This is a genomic window from Streptococcus iniae (assembly GCF_030732225.1).
GTDB classification, from domain to species: Bacteria; Bacillota; Bacilli; order Lactobacillales; family Streptococcaceae; genus Streptococcus; species Streptococcus iniae.
The window spans coordinates 1290729-1305428 of the sequence record NZ_CP132230.1 but is presented as its reverse complement, the minus strand read 5'-3'; the positions used below and the strand labels follow the sequence as shown (position 1 = coordinate 1305428).

The following is a 14700-nucleotide window of genomic DNA, read 5'->3' as shown; positions in this document are numbered from 1 at the left end:
GGTATGTCTTGTTTTAAAATATAAGGAGATTAAGATGTCAAGCGGAATCATCTTGCTGATAGTAGCAGTCGTTCTACTAGTAATCATTGCTTATCTGATTGGCGTAATTGTACGTAAACGAAACGAATCAGTTATCACTAATTTAGAAGAAAGAAAAGAAAAGTTATTCGGCTTACCTGTCAATGATGAAATTGAAGAAGTGAAATCACTTCACTTAATTGGTCAAAGTCAAACATCTTTTAGAGAGTGGAATCAAAAATGGGTTGATTTAACCCACAATTCATTTACTGATATTGAAAATCATTTATTTGAAGCTGAAAAATTGAATGATACCTTTAATTTTATCCGTGCTAAGCATGAAATTAATAGTGTTGAAAGTCAGTTAAATCTTGTTGAAGAAGATATCACTGCTATTCGTGAAGCACTTGGTATTTTAAAGGAGCAAGAGGAAAAAAATAGTGCTCGTGTCACACATGCACTTGACTTATATGAAAGTTTGCAGGCTTCAATTTCTGAAAAAGAAAATCAATTCGGCTCTACAAAAGACGAAATTGATAAACAGATGAAGAATATTGAAACAGAGTTTTCTCAATTTGTAACGTTAAACTCTTCTGGGGACCCAGTTGAAGCTTCTGAAGTGCTTGATAAAGCAGAAGAACATACAATTGCTTTGGGTCAAATCACAGAACAAGTTCCTGAAATTGTTGAGAAACTTGAAAAACACTTCCCTGACCAACTAGATGATCTTGAAAGTGGCTATCGTCGTCTTTTAGAGGAAAATTATCATTTTGCAGAGAAAAATATTGAGGCGCGTTTCCAAGAGATTCGTGAATCAATCGGGTCAAATGCTTCAGAGTTAGTCTCTTTAGATTTAGATCATGCTAGAGAAGAAAATCAGCTTATCCAAGACAAAGTTGATAGCCTTTATGACCTTTTTGAACGTGAAATCAAAGCTCAAAAGCTAGCTGAAAAAGATAGTAAAATTATTCCTTCATACCTTGCCCATGCTAAAGAAAATAATGGCAAATTAAAAGAGGAATTGAACCGTCTTTCACGTAAATATATCTTGAATGAGAACCAAGCATTAACCATTCAAGCTTTTGATAAAGAAATTGCTAATTTGGAAGCGACAACTTTAGAATTAGCACAAGACTTTGAACGTCAAGAAAAACCATTCTCAGAATTACATGCTATTTTTGGCAAAGCGCTTAAAACTCTTGCTGGAGTTGAGGCAGGCCAAATGGAAGTTTTTGAAGAGATTAAAGGTATTGAAGGGATTGAAGCAAAAACACGTAAAGATGCGACACTCTTTGTGACACAACTTCATATGATTAAACGCTTTATGGAGAAACGCCATTTACCTGGCATTCCTCAAGATTATTTAAATACATTCTTTACAAGCAGTACACAATTGGAAGCTCTGATGGATGAACTGAGTAAAGGAAAAATTAATATTGAAGCAATTTCACGCTTAAGGGATATTGCAGAAGCTTCAATTACTGATCTTGAAGCCTATACTTATCAAGTTGTCCAAAATGCAACTTTAACAGAGCAGTTGTTGCAGTATTCAAATCGTTACCGTAGTTTTGAACCTGGTGTTCAACATTCCTTTGAAATTGCTATGCAGCTTTTTGAAGTTGAGTTTGATTATCAAGCATCTTTTGATGAAATTTCATATGTCCTAGAAACTGTTGAGCCAGGAGTTACTGACCGTTTTGTTAATTCATATGAGAGAACACGTGAACGCATTCGTTTTTAAAAAGTTTGAGCTAAGTCTCAAACTTTTTTCTTTAAGAATTATTAAGAAAAGGTGGATAAATGGATAAGATTAAAGGTTTGCTTGTTATGGATGTTGATTCAACATTAGTGCAAGAAGAGGTCATTGATCTCTTAGGTCAAGCTGCTGGTTTAGGGCGAGAAATTGCAAAGATTACGGAACTTGCTATGAAGGGTCACCTTGATTTTGAAGAGGCATTAAAAGAGCGTGTTTCTTTACTTTCAGGCCTAAGTGCAGAGGTATTTGATAGCATTTACCCAATGATTCATTTTCAAAAAGGAGCAAAAGAACTTGTTGCCACTCTTCATGAGCGTCACTATAAGATTGGCTTGGTATCAGGAGGTTTTCACGAGACTGTTGATAGATTGGCTGCTGAACTTGGCATAGACTATGTTATGGCGAATCGTTTGCAAGTCAGAGATGACACACTAACTGGAAAGTTGGAGGGTCCAATTGTTACTAAGGAAGTAAAATGTGATAAATTAAAAGAGTGGGCTGATCTCAATGGTCTTGATTTATCACAAACTATTGCTGTGGGAGACGGTGCCAATGACCTGATGATGATTAAAGAAGCGGGTATTGGTATTGCATTTTGTGCTAAAGAATTGGTGAAACAAGAGGCAGCATATAGGATTGATATTCCAGATTTAAGAGAAGTATTAGCTATTATCTCCCAACATGAAAGGGCAAACAAATGAATCGGGTCAATATTATTTGTCTAGGTGTAAGAAATATGGAAAAATCCGTCTCATTTTACCGAGATGGTTTAGGCTTTGAAACGAAAGAAAAAGAAAACCATCCAGCAATTGTATTCTTTAATAATGGTGGTTCAAAATTGGAATTGTTTCCTCTTTCTGACTTGTCTTTAGATTTTGGAGCTCAATTACCTCTTTTACCAGAAAAACACTTTAACGGTATGACTTTGGCATATAATACTAAAAGTCAAAAGGAAGTTGTCTCAGTTATTGAAATGGCCCGAAAGGCTGGTGCTACAATTTTAAAAGAGCCCAGTGACGTGTTTTGGGGAGGATTCCATGCCTATTTTGCTGATCTTGACTATTACGTTTGGGAAGTCTGTTGGAATCCGACGATGCCTTTTGATGACAATGATATGGTGATTGTATGAAAGCTTATCTTTTATTGTTGAGAGCTATTAATGTTGGAGGACGGCATAAGGTTAGCATGGCTGATTTAAAGCTACTATTAATAACGTTAGGACTAGAAAGGGTCAAGTCTTATATTAATAGTGGCAATCTTTATTTTGAAAGTTATCATGATAAAGATGACTTATATGGCCTATTGAAGGCGCTATTTAATAGCCACTATGATTTTCCCATTCCTTTTGTCATAATTGAGAAGCAAACTTTAACTGAAGAATATAGCAGCTTACCAAAATGGTGGCACAAGGATCATTTTAGAAAGAATGTCCTTTTTCTTCTTCCTAGCCAGTCCAGTCATGAAGTGCAAAAATGGTTGGAAACAGTCCCCTTAGCACCCAAGGAACAACTTGTTTTAAAAGATTTAGCCCTTTATTGGGCAGTAGAGAGCGAGGAAGCCTACTCTTCTTCTTTTTATCATAAGGGGCTAATTAAAACATCACTTTATCAAGAAGTAACTATAAGAAATGCAAGAACAAGTAGTTTTCTAGCTTATGAATTTGGAAAAAACTAAAAAAGCCATTTGGCTTTTTTGCGTTAATCGGCAAATAATTTTTGCCAGAAAGATTCTTTTTTTGGTGGAACCTCATTAGTTGGTTTAGTTTCAATTGAGCTTGTTATTGAGGTTTCGTCTAAGTTAACAGCATGATCAGTATGTAAAACTAGTGCAAAAGGTGAAGTGCTTCCGGTTTCGTCGATAATTGTAGAGGGGATACTTTTTTTACTGGCTAATTTCATAAAGAACATCTGTGTGTCAGAATTCAAATCACTTGATAATTTTAAAGAAAGGGGTTGATAGTTGTCAACAAAAGTTGGTAGTAGGCGTTCAAATTCTTCCCTTGCAATGTGATCATCAATCCCCTCAAGAGGAATAGTTAACAGTATTCTTTCGGCAAAAGTTCTCAAATAATAGCGTTGTTGGTCGGGGTTTAACCTGTGTTCGCCTAAAGCGCTCTGCAAGATTCTTTTATCTGTAGACTCCATAATAACCTCCTAAAAGCGTATAATTTCATTATACTTATTTTTGAATTAAAAAGCTATTAAAAGATGTATTCAAAAGGATTCGGAAATTATGGATAGTTTACAGAAATATGCAATGAAAACGATATCACGTTTTCAGAAATATCCTTTTTAAGTTGATAATTTGTGAAGTTTGTGGTAACATTAACATGTAAAAAATTAAAACTCATAAGGAGAGTATTATAATGTCAATTATTACTGATGTTTACGCTCGCGAAGTCTTAGACTCACGCGGTAACCCAACACTTGAAGTAGAAGTTTATACTGAATCAGGTGCTTTCGGACGTGGAATGGTTCCTTCAGGAGCTTCTACTGGTGAGCATGAAGCAGTTGAATTACGTGATGGCGACAAATCTCGTTACTTAGGTTTAGGTACAGAAAAAGCAGTTGACAACGTTAACAACATTATCGCTGAAGCAATCATCGGTTTTGATGTTCGTGATCAACAAGCTATTGACCGTGCTATGATTGCACTTGATGGTACTCCTAACAAAGGTAAACTTGGTGCTAATGCTATTCTTGGTGTTTCTATTGCCGTAGCTCGTGCTGCAGCTGACTACCTTGAAGTGCCACTTTATAACTACTTAGGTGGTTTTAACGCTAAAGTTCTTCCAACTCCAATGATGAACATCATCAACGGTGGATCTCACTCAGATGCTCCAATTGCATTCCAAGAGTTCATGATTATGCCTGTTGGTGCACCAACATTTAAAGAAGCACTTCGTTGGGGTGCTGAAGTATTCCACGCTCTTAAGAAAATCCTTAAAGAACGCGGACTTGTTACTGCTGTTGGTGACGAAGGTGGATTTGCTCCTAAGTTTGAAGGAACTGAAGACGGTGTAGAAACTATCCTTAAAGCTATCGAAGCTGCTGGATATGAAGCAGGCGAAAACGGCATCATGATTGGTTTTGACTGTGCTTCATCAGAATTCTACGACAAAGAACGTGGTGTATATGACTACACTAAATTTGAAGGTGAAGGAGCAGCTGTTCGTACTTCAGCTGAACAAATTGATTACCTTGAAGAATTGGTTAACAAATACCCAATCATCACTATCGAAGATGGTATGGATGAAAATGACTGGGATGGTTGGAAAGCACTTACTGAACGTTTAGGCGGACGTGTTCAATTAGTTGGTGACGACTTCTTCGTTACAAACACTGATTACTTAGCACGTGGTATCAAAGAAGAAGCTGCTAACTCAATCCTTATCAAAGTTAACCAAATCGGTACTTTGACTGAAACTTTTGAAGCTATTGAAATGGCTAAAGAAGCTGGTTACACTGCAGTAGTATCTCACCGTTCAGGTGAAACTGAAGATTCAACAATTGCTGATATCGCAGTTGCTACAAATGCAGGACAAATCAAAACAGGTTCATTGTCACGTACAGACCGTATTGCTAAATACAACCAATTACTTCGTATCGAAGATCAACTTGGTGAAGTTGCTCAATACAAAGGAATCAAATCATTCTACAACCTTAAAAAATAAGACGGTAAGACAGAAATCTTTGATTTCGTAGTCGCACCTCCGTCAGGTTGCTTAGGCTATTTATAGCCAAACAACCACGACGCTAAATATTTGATTAGTGTTTAGAAACGTTGATATTAAAGCATTCTAGGGGAACATCCTAGAATGCTTTTTAAATTTACTACCCTTTTTACTACCCCTATGTATTTTAGGTATAAATTTAGGGTGTGACCGAAGTCACTCTCTATAAATGATTAATTGCAGTTTCAAAGAATGAGACTGCTTTTTTTGCATTCTCTTTTGATAAGTGAGAATAAGTGTCCATAGTCATGGCAAGAGTTGAGTGTCCAAATCAGTTTTTTGCTTCGTCATTAAACTTGATAACACTTCTTTGAAAAGTGGTTTAGGTGTTTGAAGATTTTTTGATTTCAGAAAAATTCTAATAATGATTACGATTCAGTATTCTTTTTTAATAAATTACAAAGAAAGGGTTTACATATCTATTATTTTTTAATATAATATAGTTGATAAGAGTTAGGTAGTTGTTTCGTTACAATAATACAAATTTGCTAGCCTTGTTTTATGGATAACGCTTATAGATTAAGTTCTAAAATACTATTTGAATTCTTATCAGTTGTTTTACTTATTTGTATAAGGAGGTAAGCGTTATGTTACAATTTACTTCAAATATCTTAGCTACTAGTGTAGCTGAAACAACTCAAGTTGCTCCTGGTGGCTGTTGCTGCTGCTGCTGCACATGTTGTGTGGCGGTAAATGTTGGAAGTGGTTCTGCTCAAGGTGGTAGTGGTACTCCAGCACCAGCTCCAAAGTAATTCACTCTTCTTAGCATCTCTATTTAATGGTTAAGTGTTGAAGATTAGTTTGCTAGCGGCTAACTATACTGCATCTAACTTGTGATGTCAGCTCATTTTGAATAGGGATGTTACATGTCACGAGACTGTTGTAATCATCTTGGTTCTCATGTCTCAAGGTAATTAGCAGGTACTAGTCAGTGCCTGCTAATTACTATATGTATACTAGAATAATGTAGGAAAATATATATGTCTTTTTTTTCTAAGGAAAAACACATTTCAGAAAAACAAAAGTCAATCAGCCAAGATGAAGCGCGGCAATTGTTTGAATTTAACACCAATCATTTATCGATGTCTGGTTATCATCGTCAAACGGTTTTGAAAACCTCTAAGCAGTTGGTGGCTCAACATTTAATGCCTAATGAAACAGACAATCTTAGTCAACGTTTTTTGATGAATTATAAGTCAAATAATAATTATTTGGGCTTTCAAGCCAGTGTCGTTGATTTTTTTACGGATTCTGCGGTGACCACTTTTTCTAACAGTGATTTTTTTGAAAGTCAGGATGAGACGATTTCTTTACCAAAGGCCAGTAAAATTGTGACTTCTCTGTCTACTTGTATTACAAAAAGGAGGAGTCATAGGCAGTTTTCAGGTTTGGAAATGCCTCTTCAAGACTTAGCAAATCTTTTGTATTATGCTTGTGGTGTTAGCTCTGAAGCAAGTATTAAAGAAGGCATGACAAAAACAGTTAGTCTAAGAAATTGCGCTTCTGGTGGAGGTTTATACCCAATTACCTTATTCTTTTATGCTCGCAATATTACAAAACTTAAAGACGGTTTTTATGAATACCTTCCTTATCAGCATGCTTTAAGATGTCATCGTGTCAGTGAAGAAGAAGATGTCAGAGTTTTTGCTGAGTATGGTAGCATAAATGCCGAGAACTGTAACGTGATTATGATATACGTCTACAATTACATTAAAAACACACGCAAATATGGCAATCAAGCGACTGCTTACGCTTTTATTGAGTCTGGTGAAATAGCACAGAACATTCAATTGGTTTCGACTGCTTTAGCATATGGTAGTGTTGATATTGGAGGTTATAGTAAGGAATATCTCCAAGAAAAGTTAGCTTTAGATGGATTAAACCAGCATGTCATTCACATGACATTAGTAGGAAACAAGGAGTCGCAATGAGATACCAATTAAATAGTAATGTTCGTATTGTGCAATTTGATGATACCTTTTGTTTTAGAAAAGGATTATGGGATTTTAATGAAGCTGTATTAGATTTGTCACAAGAACCACAAATGTTAAAAGAAGTTTACCAGCAAATTGTTGCTGACCTCCTAAAAGGGCTAGTGGTCGATACAGATGGTTATGAAAAAGAGTTAGAAGCTGAATTATTTGCTAAAGTGATGGAAGTCATGACAGCTCTATATTATAATGATGTACTCATGTTTGAAGATGATTACGCCCTTGAAGAAAATGTTATGAAAGTATTGATGGGAAATTTCCGCTTTATGGCCCAAGAAGGGCATACTAAGAATACGGACCCTGTCTTGTTTATCAGTGACTCTAGTTATGTTAATGACTCAGCAAAGTTACTTGCAGAACATTTGAATTTGAACCTTGTTGTGGCAAGTGATGAACTAAAAATGCTGATTCAAAAGATTGATGTTACCTCTCGTTTAGATGCATTAGAACACCATCGCAATATGAAGCGTTTATCTGGAAAGTTAATGCCTTATCAAAGTATTGTAGTTTGCCAGGAGCGTTTGAACATAATGATGCTTCGTCATCTTAATGAAATCAGTGTTGCTTTGAAAAAGCAAATGGTACTTGGTTTTGTAGATGGTCCTTTTATTCATGCTTGTACCTTAAACCCGCCGCATAGCGCAGATTTTGATAGTTTAGAAAGAAGGGTTTTAGCTCGTTTGCAAGATCATGCTCTTTATCAGCATTTTGCCAGCCAAATGTTGCCAACGACGCAACCAGTTAGTCATTCCTATCTGCCTTTATTGAATATTTTAATGAATTTAGTTGTTAGTGAGGCCTTTATTATTGCACAAACAGGAAGTTCCAAATTTGAAGGGCGATTGTTGAGTATTTATTTGCCAACACTTGAGATTCAGGTTCAAGATATTTTGAAAATGTCCAATTCTCAAACCCAAGGTGCACTTGCGAAATTAAGGTATGAGGACCAACAAATTTCGACACGAGAAATTGTCAAAAACCTCCTAAAAGAAGATTCCTAAGGAGGCTTATTTATGTTACATTATTACCCGTCCTTTAACCATATTTTAGATGAACTCAAAGGTTTGAGTGGCAATAGAACAGGGATTTTAAATCAATCACAAGTTCCAGTTTGTAACCATCAACATGATGTGTACTTAAAAAGTGTGACTGGTCAGATACCTGATTATCACAAACAATATATTGATGAATTGAGTCAAGTTAGCTATCATATTATTGGTTATGGCAGTCATTATGAAGAAGCACTTATTAAATATTTAGGTGAGAGTATTGAACGCTATGCAACTATTATTGCAGGTGATTTGCTTTCAGATCGCATTGTTTACGCTTCTTATAAGGAACTCAGCCAATCCAATCCTGTCATGCCATTAGAATATTTACAGGTTTTTACACAGGAACAAATTGATCAGTCGTGCAAACTTCATATGCATATGTGTGAAAAAATGGTGACTGAAGATGATGTTTTAGGTTGGGTGAAATGCCCCATGTTTTTTGAAGATAAGGAACTGTATGTGCCTATTCAGATGCTTTGCATTGGCTATAAGCCTAATCGTGAAGTAGGTGAACAGTATGTTATTCCTGGATTTTCAACTGGTACGGCTTCTCATAAAACACTTGAAGCAGCTATGTGTAATAGTCTAATTGAATACATTCAAATTGACTCAATGATGCTTAGCTGGCATACCAAAAAAGCTTGTCCAAGAATCATTATTGATGATCCAGACATTCAAGCTATTTTGGAAGAAGCAAGACTTGGTAAAGACAGCTTGTATGAGATTATCCCAATTGACATGACTGTTGGAGAGGACAATCCCCTATATACCTTTGGTATTATCCTTAAAAATAAATATGAAGAAGGTCCCTACCTTTTATTTGGTGTTCAGGCTGGTTTAGATCCCAAGCATACACTACTAAGAGGGGTTATGGAAGCTGCAGCCATTAGTTACAGTTACTATTATAATCTCTTTTATCAAAAGGAATCTTTAGCAAATATTGAGAGCGATTCGCCTTTGTTCTTGGACTTAGATAGCAATGTCTTTTATTACGCTCATCCTAAGGATCAAGAGCATAAATGGAAAGCTTTTGAACCTTTAATTTCAGGTGAGATTTGTCTGAGTGATTTAAAAAATAATGCAGGTCAAGATAAGAAGGAAAATCTGAAAATTCTATTAGCTTATACTAAAAAAGTGAGTCCTAATGCAGTATTTTTAGACATTACACCTCCAGAAGCTTCTGAAAAAGGTTGGTACGTCACACGAGTGTTAACACCTGAACTTCTTGAAATGTGTATTCCAGCATTTCCATTTGCTAATCACCCACGAATGAGACAGTTTGGAGGTGTTACCAATGAATTTGTCCACCCAATGCCTTAATCTTTGTTTTTTACTGGTCACGTGCTGCCCTTCAATTGCCGTGCAAGCTATTTTTGGAAAAAGTAGTAATGGATATGGCTTTAATTTGATTGCTTTTTTAAGAGCTGTTTTAGTTTATTATGCAATTGTTTTGTCAGTAATTTATTTTTTGTCTCCTTCTATTGCTGCCCCATTAGGAAATAGCAATAGCGAGGTCTTTGCAATTGGTTTAGTATTGCTGATTGCAGTTCTTTTAATTGAAGTTGCATTTCTTCATGCACTACGTTGCTTTCAAAACAAGCAGTGGAAGCCTTTGAAACTATCATTTGTTGGTACAACTCAAAAATGGCAAACCATGCCTTACCCTTTGCTTTTGGCCTTGTGTGAGGAAATAACTTATCGCTTTTTATGGTTTGCTATCTTATATGTTCAATGGCACTTGCCAATTATGCTGGTATTGGTCTTGAGTAGTTTTTGTTATGCATTGAATCATTTGTTGATGGGGAAATCTATTTTTTATGGAAAACTTCTCACAGGACTCTTATATGCTGGTATTTATTACTTTAGCCAGAACTTTTGGTTACTTGTGATTGTTCATGTCGGGGGAAATTTTGTGGTTGAATGCGTTAGCTATTATCAGTCAAAGGTAAGAAGGTAGTATTATGAAAATTATATTAGGACTGCTATCTTTTTTAGGTCTAGCGACTTGCGTGATTACAAGTCCTAGACGACGCTCGATGGCAAGATGGCATTTAGAGCAGGTTAAGCATTTATCTTACCAACAGTGGCTGGATTGTTTACTTTGTCTTCTTCAATTAAGTGTTCTCTTGCTGCTTATCCTTATTTTTCCGAGTCAAATAAGGATAAGTGATGCTTTCCATTTTTTGCAGTTGATAGAATGGCATTGGCAAATCATATGTTATGCGTTATTATATATCATAGCGCTAGTAGAAATAACCTTGTTAGTATTGATTGCTCTTTTTGATGTTACCTTAAAAAAAGACAGTCGAACACTTTTTAAAAAAATGAATTGGCTAGCTTATAGACCTGAAAAGCCAAAGCTCAGTTTTTTCGTTTTATCTTTTGTGTGTCTCTCAGATGCTCTTGTTTATTTGGGTGTGCTTCTCTTTTTAGCGAAAACATCCCCTGTAAATCTGATTGCTCTTATTTTAGGATATGCCTTTGTTAAGGCTTGTCGCTACACAGTTTGGTCGCATCGGTTACTGGCCTTTTGCCTGTTTGCTGTTATTGCGATCTGGTGTATCACGGCGTGTTTATTATATGGTTGGGGAATTGGCTTGTTCTTGTTAACAATGACCTATCTTTTGATTAGTTTTAAAGAACAACATTAATGTTGGAAAGAAGGAATATGATATGAGTTTTATCGAGATTCAAAATCTTGTAAAAGTCTATAAAGGAAATAAAAAAGCTGTAGATAATGTCTCTTTAACAATTGAAGAAGGCAATATTTATGGCTTATTGGGCCCAAATGGTGCTGGGAAATCAACCTTAATCAGTCTTATTTTAGGCTTGATTCCATTAAGTTCAGGAGAAGTGACAATTTTACAAGAGCCTCATCATTCTATTCGAAAAATAAGTTCACAGATTGGTTATGTTCCTCAAGATATTGCAGTTTATCCAGACTTAACAGCTTATGAGAATGTTGAGCTCTTTGGCTCACTTTATGGTCTAAAAGGCAGTCCATTAAAAGAACAAGTTTTAAAAAGTTTAGATTTTGTAGGCTTAAGATCTCAAGCCAATCACTTTCCAAGCCAATTTTCGGGAGGAATGAAAAGGCGTTTAAATATTGCCTGTGCTCTGGTACATTCTCCAAAATTAATTATTTTTGATGAACCAACCGTAGGAATTGATCCTCAATCACGTAATCACATTTTAGATTCTATTCGGTTACTTAATCAACAAGGTACTACTATTATCTATACTAGTCATTATATGGAAGAAGTTGAAGCCTTATGTGATTATATTTTTATCATGGATCATGGTTCAATAATTGAAGAAGGTCATAAATTTGACTTGGAAAAACGTTATGCTGAAGAGTTGAATCATCATATTTTGGTGACTTTAACAGAGAAACCGACTTTTGATTTATCTAAGAAACCGGGATGGTCTATAGTTGATACTGATCATGACTCTATTTTGATGGTTGAAAATAGTGATATCGCAACAGTAGTGCGCCAATTGACAGAAGAAGAGATTTTATTTAGTGAGATTAAACATAACCACTTGAATTTAGAAGAAATCTTCTTGCACTTAACTGGTAAGAAGTTAAGAGATTAGAGGTTATTATGGTCCTATTACATTTAATCAAAAAAGAAAGTTTACAGATTTTTCGAAATCGAACGGCTTTATTAATGATGGTCTTTTTCCCAATTTTAATGATTATGATTTTGAGTTTTGCTTTTAAATCAAGCTTTAACACCGCAACAACTGTTCCTAAGCTGACTGTTCGTTACCAATTAGAAGGGGAAAAGACAGATTATCAGAAAAATTTTCTGGCATTCTTAAAGACTTTAAATCAGGAACTGCGTTTAGAGGCAAAAGAAAGCCACTCAATTGATGCTGATAAGAAAAAGGTCAAAGAGGGTGCTCTAACAGCTACTTTAGAGGTTAAACAAAATCAAACCATTAAGGTGACAACTAACACAATTAACCAGCAGAATGCAGATTTGATTAACATGTTAGTGACAAACTATGTCGACAATGCTAAAACCTATGATTCGATTGTAAAATTATATCCTCAAACTTTAACCAATATTAAAAAGCGAGAAGTTGATTTTATTGCAGTTAGTTCTGTTCAAACAAGTAAAGGAATGACTTCAGCAGATTATTATGCAATTTCCATGTTTACCATGATTACTTTTTATAGCATTATGTCTGCAATGAATCTTGTTTTGTCAGATCGACAACATCAAACCAACCAGCGGATTTACCTAACAGGTGTTTCTCCTAGTCTCTTAGTCTTTGGAAAGCTAATTGGAGCTATGTTAGCAACCTTTGTGCAATTAGGTATCTTGTATATCTTTACAAGGTTTGTTTTGCAGGTCAATTGGGGAACCAGTGATTTACAAATTTTAGGTGTGACAGCCTCTTTGGTTTATTTATCTGTTGCAATTGGTATCGGTATGGCAATTAGTATTAAGAATGAAGCCTTTTTAACAGTGGCTTCAAATGCAGTTATTCCGATTTTTGCATTTTTAGGAGGAAGTTATGTGCCACTAGCTACTTTAAACAGTTCATTGATTAATCAATTATCTCATATTTCGCCAATCAAATGGGTTAATGACAGTTTGTTTTTCATTATATTTGGTGGTCAAAATAACCCAATTCCTATCACTTTAATGGTTAATCTCGGTATTGGTACTGCATTTGTAATCTTGGCTTTAGTAGGTATGAGAAAGCAGGTGACATCATGATAGCTTTTGTTAAAACGCTATTTCGTAAAGTAGGGCGTAAAAAAACCAGTTATGTGACCTTTTTTATACTTCCGTTTTTAACGACTCTTTTGGCGATTTCCTTGACTTTTTCTGCTAATAGCCAGGCTAAAATTGGTGTATTAGATAAGGATCATAGTGCTATTTCAAAGCAGTTTGTGTCACAACTTAAAAATAATAAGAAGTATGAGATTTTTACTAAATTAGATGAAGATAGTATAGACCAATACTTGAAAGCTAAGTCTTTAGAAGCTGTTCTAACTATTGATGAAGGTTTTTCACAAAAAGTATTAAATGGTCAATCACAAAAACTTAAGTTACGTGCAATTGCTAATAGTGAAATCACAGAGTGGTTTAAAGCGCAGGCCAATTATCTCTTAGAAAACTATAATACTATTGGGGATATTGCTGCTGGAAACCAAGAGACTTTTGATAAGGTTCTTTCCCAAAATAAGACCTTAGCTTATCAGGTTAAGCAAGTTAAATTAGCAGATTACTCCCGTAGTAAATCAGTGTCATCGACAACAACAGGATTTTTATTAATATTAATGCTTGGTAGTACTAGTGTCATTTACGGAGGAATTTTACAGGATAAATCTAGTCAGGTTTATGACCGTTTAATCTTATCAAAACTATCTCCTATCAAATACATGTTAAGTTATGTTTGTCTTGGACTAGTTGCCTTTGCCATCCAAATTGCCATTATGATAGGCTTATTAAGAGTGGTCAATATTAGTTTTTATATTCCACTTTCGATTTTGCTGTTAATCTTTTTCCTTTTTAGTCTTTTGGCCATTGGTTTTGGTTTGTTAGTGGGTGCTATTGCCAAAAATTCTCAACAGAGTAGTCAGTTAGCAAATGTCATTGTTATGCCAACTTCGATGTTAGCAGGTTGTTTATGGCCTTTGTCTATAACACCAATGTATATGCAAATCATAGGGAAATGCTTGCCTCAAAATTGGGTTCTTTCAGCAATTGAGATTTTCCAAAAAGGAGGAAGTCTCTTGAGTGCAGGCCCTTACCTAATAGCTTTGTTTGTAACAGCTATTGCTTTAATTGGTCTATCAAGTGTGTTATTAAAGCCTTCTAGAGTATAGATATCAAAAGCGAAAAAAGAAGTTTTAGCGCTAGATTTAGAATGATAGTTTTCTAAATCTGGTGTTTTTTTATTTAAAGACGATTAACTTGAACTGTTTTTCTTACCTTTTTAAGAAATTATTATAGTTTTAAAAGCGTTTAGATGGTATTGTTTGTTTTTTACTTTAATTCTTATCTTTTTTATAAAATAAAAACGTTTGCATTATAATTATAATTAACTTTAGGTGATAAAAGTTTAAAAAATGTATTTATTTTGACTGATGTTTCTGTTACAATAAGCATGTAGTAAATACAACAATTT

At 35.1% G+C, this 14700-nt stretch carries 15 protein-coding genes; 14 read left to right on the top strand and 1 reads right to left on the bottom strand.

All coding sequences use genetic code 11. From position 1 onward, the window contains the following. The first annotated feature begins 34 nt into the window (after positions 1 to 34). The 4 genes from ezrA to Q9317_RS06425 are packed head-to-tail and all read left to right on the top strand — an operon-like array spanning position 35 to position 3448. Complete coding sequence (gene ezrA, locus Q9317_RS06440) at positions 35 to 1759, top strand: septation ring formation regulator EzrA (protein ID WP_003100060.1); 1725 nt, start codon at positions 35 to 37, stop codon at positions 1757 to 1759. Between the two features lie 59 nt (positions 1760 to 1818). Then, positions 1819 to 2475, top strand: coding sequence for a phosphoserine phosphatase SerB (gene serB, locus Q9317_RS06435; protein WP_016356056.1), 657 nt, complete (start codon positions 1819 to 1821; stop codon positions 2473 to 2475). Further along, entirely contained in the window at positions 2472 to 2903 is a 432-nt protein-coding gene (locus Q9317_RS06430) for a VOC family protein (RefSeq protein WP_031239160.1), read from the top strand. The genes serB and Q9317_RS06430 overlap by 4 nt, the downstream gene beginning before the upstream one ends. Continuing rightward, entirely contained in the window at positions 2900 to 3448 is a 549-nt protein-coding gene (locus tag Q9317_RS06425) for a DUF1697 domain-containing protein (protein ID WP_003100054.1), read from the top strand. The genes Q9317_RS06430 and Q9317_RS06425 overlap by 4 nt, the downstream gene beginning before the upstream one ends. Before the next feature lie 23 nt (positions 3449 to 3471). Here the strand turns inward: Q9317_RS06425 and Q9317_RS06420 are convergent, their stop codons facing one another. Further along, entirely contained in the window at positions 3472 to 3918 is a 447-nt protein-coding gene (locus Q9317_RS06420; RefSeq protein ID WP_305981530.1) for a YueI family protein, read from the bottom strand. A gap of 221 nt (positions 3919 to 4139) precedes the next feature. On the opposite strand from Q9317_RS06420, the gene eno reads away from it, so the two are divergent. The 10 genes from eno (at position 4140) to Q9317_RS06370 (ending at position 14398) form a co-directional block, all read left to right on the top strand. Beyond that, positions 4140 to 5447 (top strand): surface-displayed alpha-enolase, encoded by a 1308-nt coding sequence (gene eno, locus Q9317_RS06415; RefSeq protein WP_003100050.1) that lies wholly within the window; start codon positions 4140 to 4142, stop codon positions 5445 to 5447. A 647-nt stretch (positions 5448 to 6094) separates the two neighbouring features. After that, positions 6095 to 6259, top strand: coding sequence for a streptolysin S family TOMM toxin (locus tag Q9317_RS06410; protein WP_003100048.1), 165 nt, complete (start codon positions 6095 to 6097; stop codon positions 6257 to 6259). 228 nt (positions 6260 to 6487) lie between these two features. Beyond that, entirely contained in the window at positions 6488 to 7438 is a 951-nt protein-coding gene (locus Q9317_RS06405) for a SagB/ThcOx family dehydrogenase (RefSeq protein WP_121791523.1), read from the top strand. Then, complete coding sequence (locus Q9317_RS06400) at positions 7435 to 8499, top strand: streptolysin associated protein SagC (RefSeq protein ID WP_121791522.1); 1065 nt, start codon at positions 7435 to 7437, stop codon at positions 8497 to 8499. Before Q9317_RS06405 ends, Q9317_RS06400 begins: the two co-directional genes overlap by 4 nt. A 12-nt stretch (positions 8500 to 8511) precedes the next feature. Further along, entirely contained in the window at positions 8512 to 9870 is a 1359-nt protein-coding gene (locus Q9317_RS06395; RefSeq protein ID WP_003100043.1) for a YcaO-like family protein, read from the top strand. After that, positions 9845 to 10507 carry a CPBP family intramembrane glutamic endopeptidase gene (locus Q9317_RS06390; RefSeq protein ID WP_003100041.1) on the top strand — a complete coding sequence of 221 codons (663 nt, stop codon included), beginning with the start codon at positions 9845 to 9847 and terminating at the stop codon, positions 10505 to 10507. Before Q9317_RS06395 ends, Q9317_RS06390 begins: the two co-directional genes overlap by 26 nt. Positions 10508 to 10511: 4 nt before the next feature. Next, positions 10512 to 11201, top strand: coding sequence for a SagF family protein (locus Q9317_RS06385; protein WP_003100039.1), 690 nt, complete (start codon positions 10512 to 10514; stop codon positions 11199 to 11201). A 22-nt stretch (positions 11202 to 11223) separates the two neighbouring features. Further along, complete coding sequence (locus tag Q9317_RS06380; RefSeq protein WP_003100036.1) at positions 11224 to 12147, top strand: ABC transporter ATP-binding protein; 924 nt, start codon at positions 11224 to 11226, stop codon at positions 12145 to 12147. Positions 12148 to 12155: 8 nt separating this feature from the next. After that, positions 12156 to 13283: a SagH family ABC transporter permease subunit gene (gene sagH, locus Q9317_RS06375; protein ID WP_003100035.1), complete on the top strand. Its 1128-nt coding sequence runs from the start codon at positions 12156 to 12158 to the stop codon at positions 13281 to 13283. Beyond that, complete coding sequence (locus tag Q9317_RS06370; protein ID WP_003100032.1) at positions 13280 to 14398, top strand: ABC transporter permease; 1119 nt, start codon at positions 13280 to 13282, stop codon at positions 14396 to 14398. Before sagH ends, Q9317_RS06370 begins: the two co-directional genes overlap by 4 nt. Positions 14399 to 14700: the final 302 nt, after the last annotated feature.

What these genes read in the sequence shown, in the direction of transcription:
- Q9317_RS06425 (WP_003100054.1), top strand. Translation starts at nt 2,900, where the DNA reads ATGAAAGCTTATCTTTTATTGTTGAGAGCTATTAATGTTGGAGGACGG.
- eno (WP_003100050.1), top strand. Translation starts at nt 4,140, where the DNA reads ATGTCAATTATTACTGATGTTTACGCTCGCGAAGTCTTAGACTCACGC.
- Q9317_RS06395 (WP_003100043.1), top strand. Translation starts at nt 8,512, where the DNA reads ATGTTACATTATTACCCGTCCTTTAACCATATTTTAGATGAACTCAAA.
- Q9317_RS06400 (WP_121791522.1), top strand. Translation starts at nt 7,435, where the DNA reads ATGAGATACCAATTAAATAGTAATGTTCGTATTGTGCAATTTGATGAT.
- sagH (WP_003100035.1), top strand. Translation starts at nt 12,156, where the DNA reads ATGGTCCTATTACATTTAATCAAAAAAGAAAGTTTACAGATTTTTCGA.
- ezrA (WP_003100060.1), top strand. Translation starts at nt 35, where the DNA reads ATGTCAAGCGGAATCATCTTGCTGATAGTAGCAGTCGTTCTACTAGTA.
- Q9317_RS06390 (WP_003100041.1), top strand. Translation starts at nt 9,845, where the DNA reads ATGAATTTGTCCACCCAATGCCTTAATCTTTGTTTTTTACTGGTCACG.
- Q9317_RS06405 (WP_121791523.1), top strand. Translation starts at nt 6,488, where the DNA reads ATGTCTTTTTTTTCTAAGGAAAAACACATTTCAGAAAAACAAAAGTCA.
- Q9317_RS06420 (WP_305981530.1), bottom strand. Translation starts at nt 3,918, where the DNA reads ATGGAGTCTACAGATAAAAGAATCTTGCAGAGCGCTTTAGGCGAACAC.
- Q9317_RS06385 (WP_003100039.1), top strand. Translation starts at nt 10,512, where the DNA reads ATGAAAATTATATTAGGACTGCTATCTTTTTTAGGTCTAGCGACTTGC.
- Q9317_RS06430 (WP_031239160.1), top strand. Translation starts at nt 2,472, where the DNA reads ATGAATCGGGTCAATATTATTTGTCTAGGTGTAAGAAATATGGAAAAA.
- Q9317_RS06370 (WP_003100032.1), top strand. Translation starts at nt 13,280, where the DNA reads ATGATAGCTTTTGTTAAAACGCTATTTCGTAAAGTAGGGCGTAAAAAA.
- Q9317_RS06380 (WP_003100036.1), top strand. Translation starts at nt 11,224, where the DNA reads ATGAGTTTTATCGAGATTCAAAATCTTGTAAAAGTCTATAAAGGAAAT.
- Q9317_RS06410 (WP_003100048.1), top strand. Translation starts at nt 6,095, where the DNA reads ATGTTACAATTTACTTCAAATATCTTAGCTACTAGTGTAGCTGAAACA.
- serB (WP_016356056.1), top strand. Translation starts at nt 1,819, where the DNA reads ATGGATAAGATTAAAGGTTTGCTTGTTATGGATGTTGATTCAACATTA.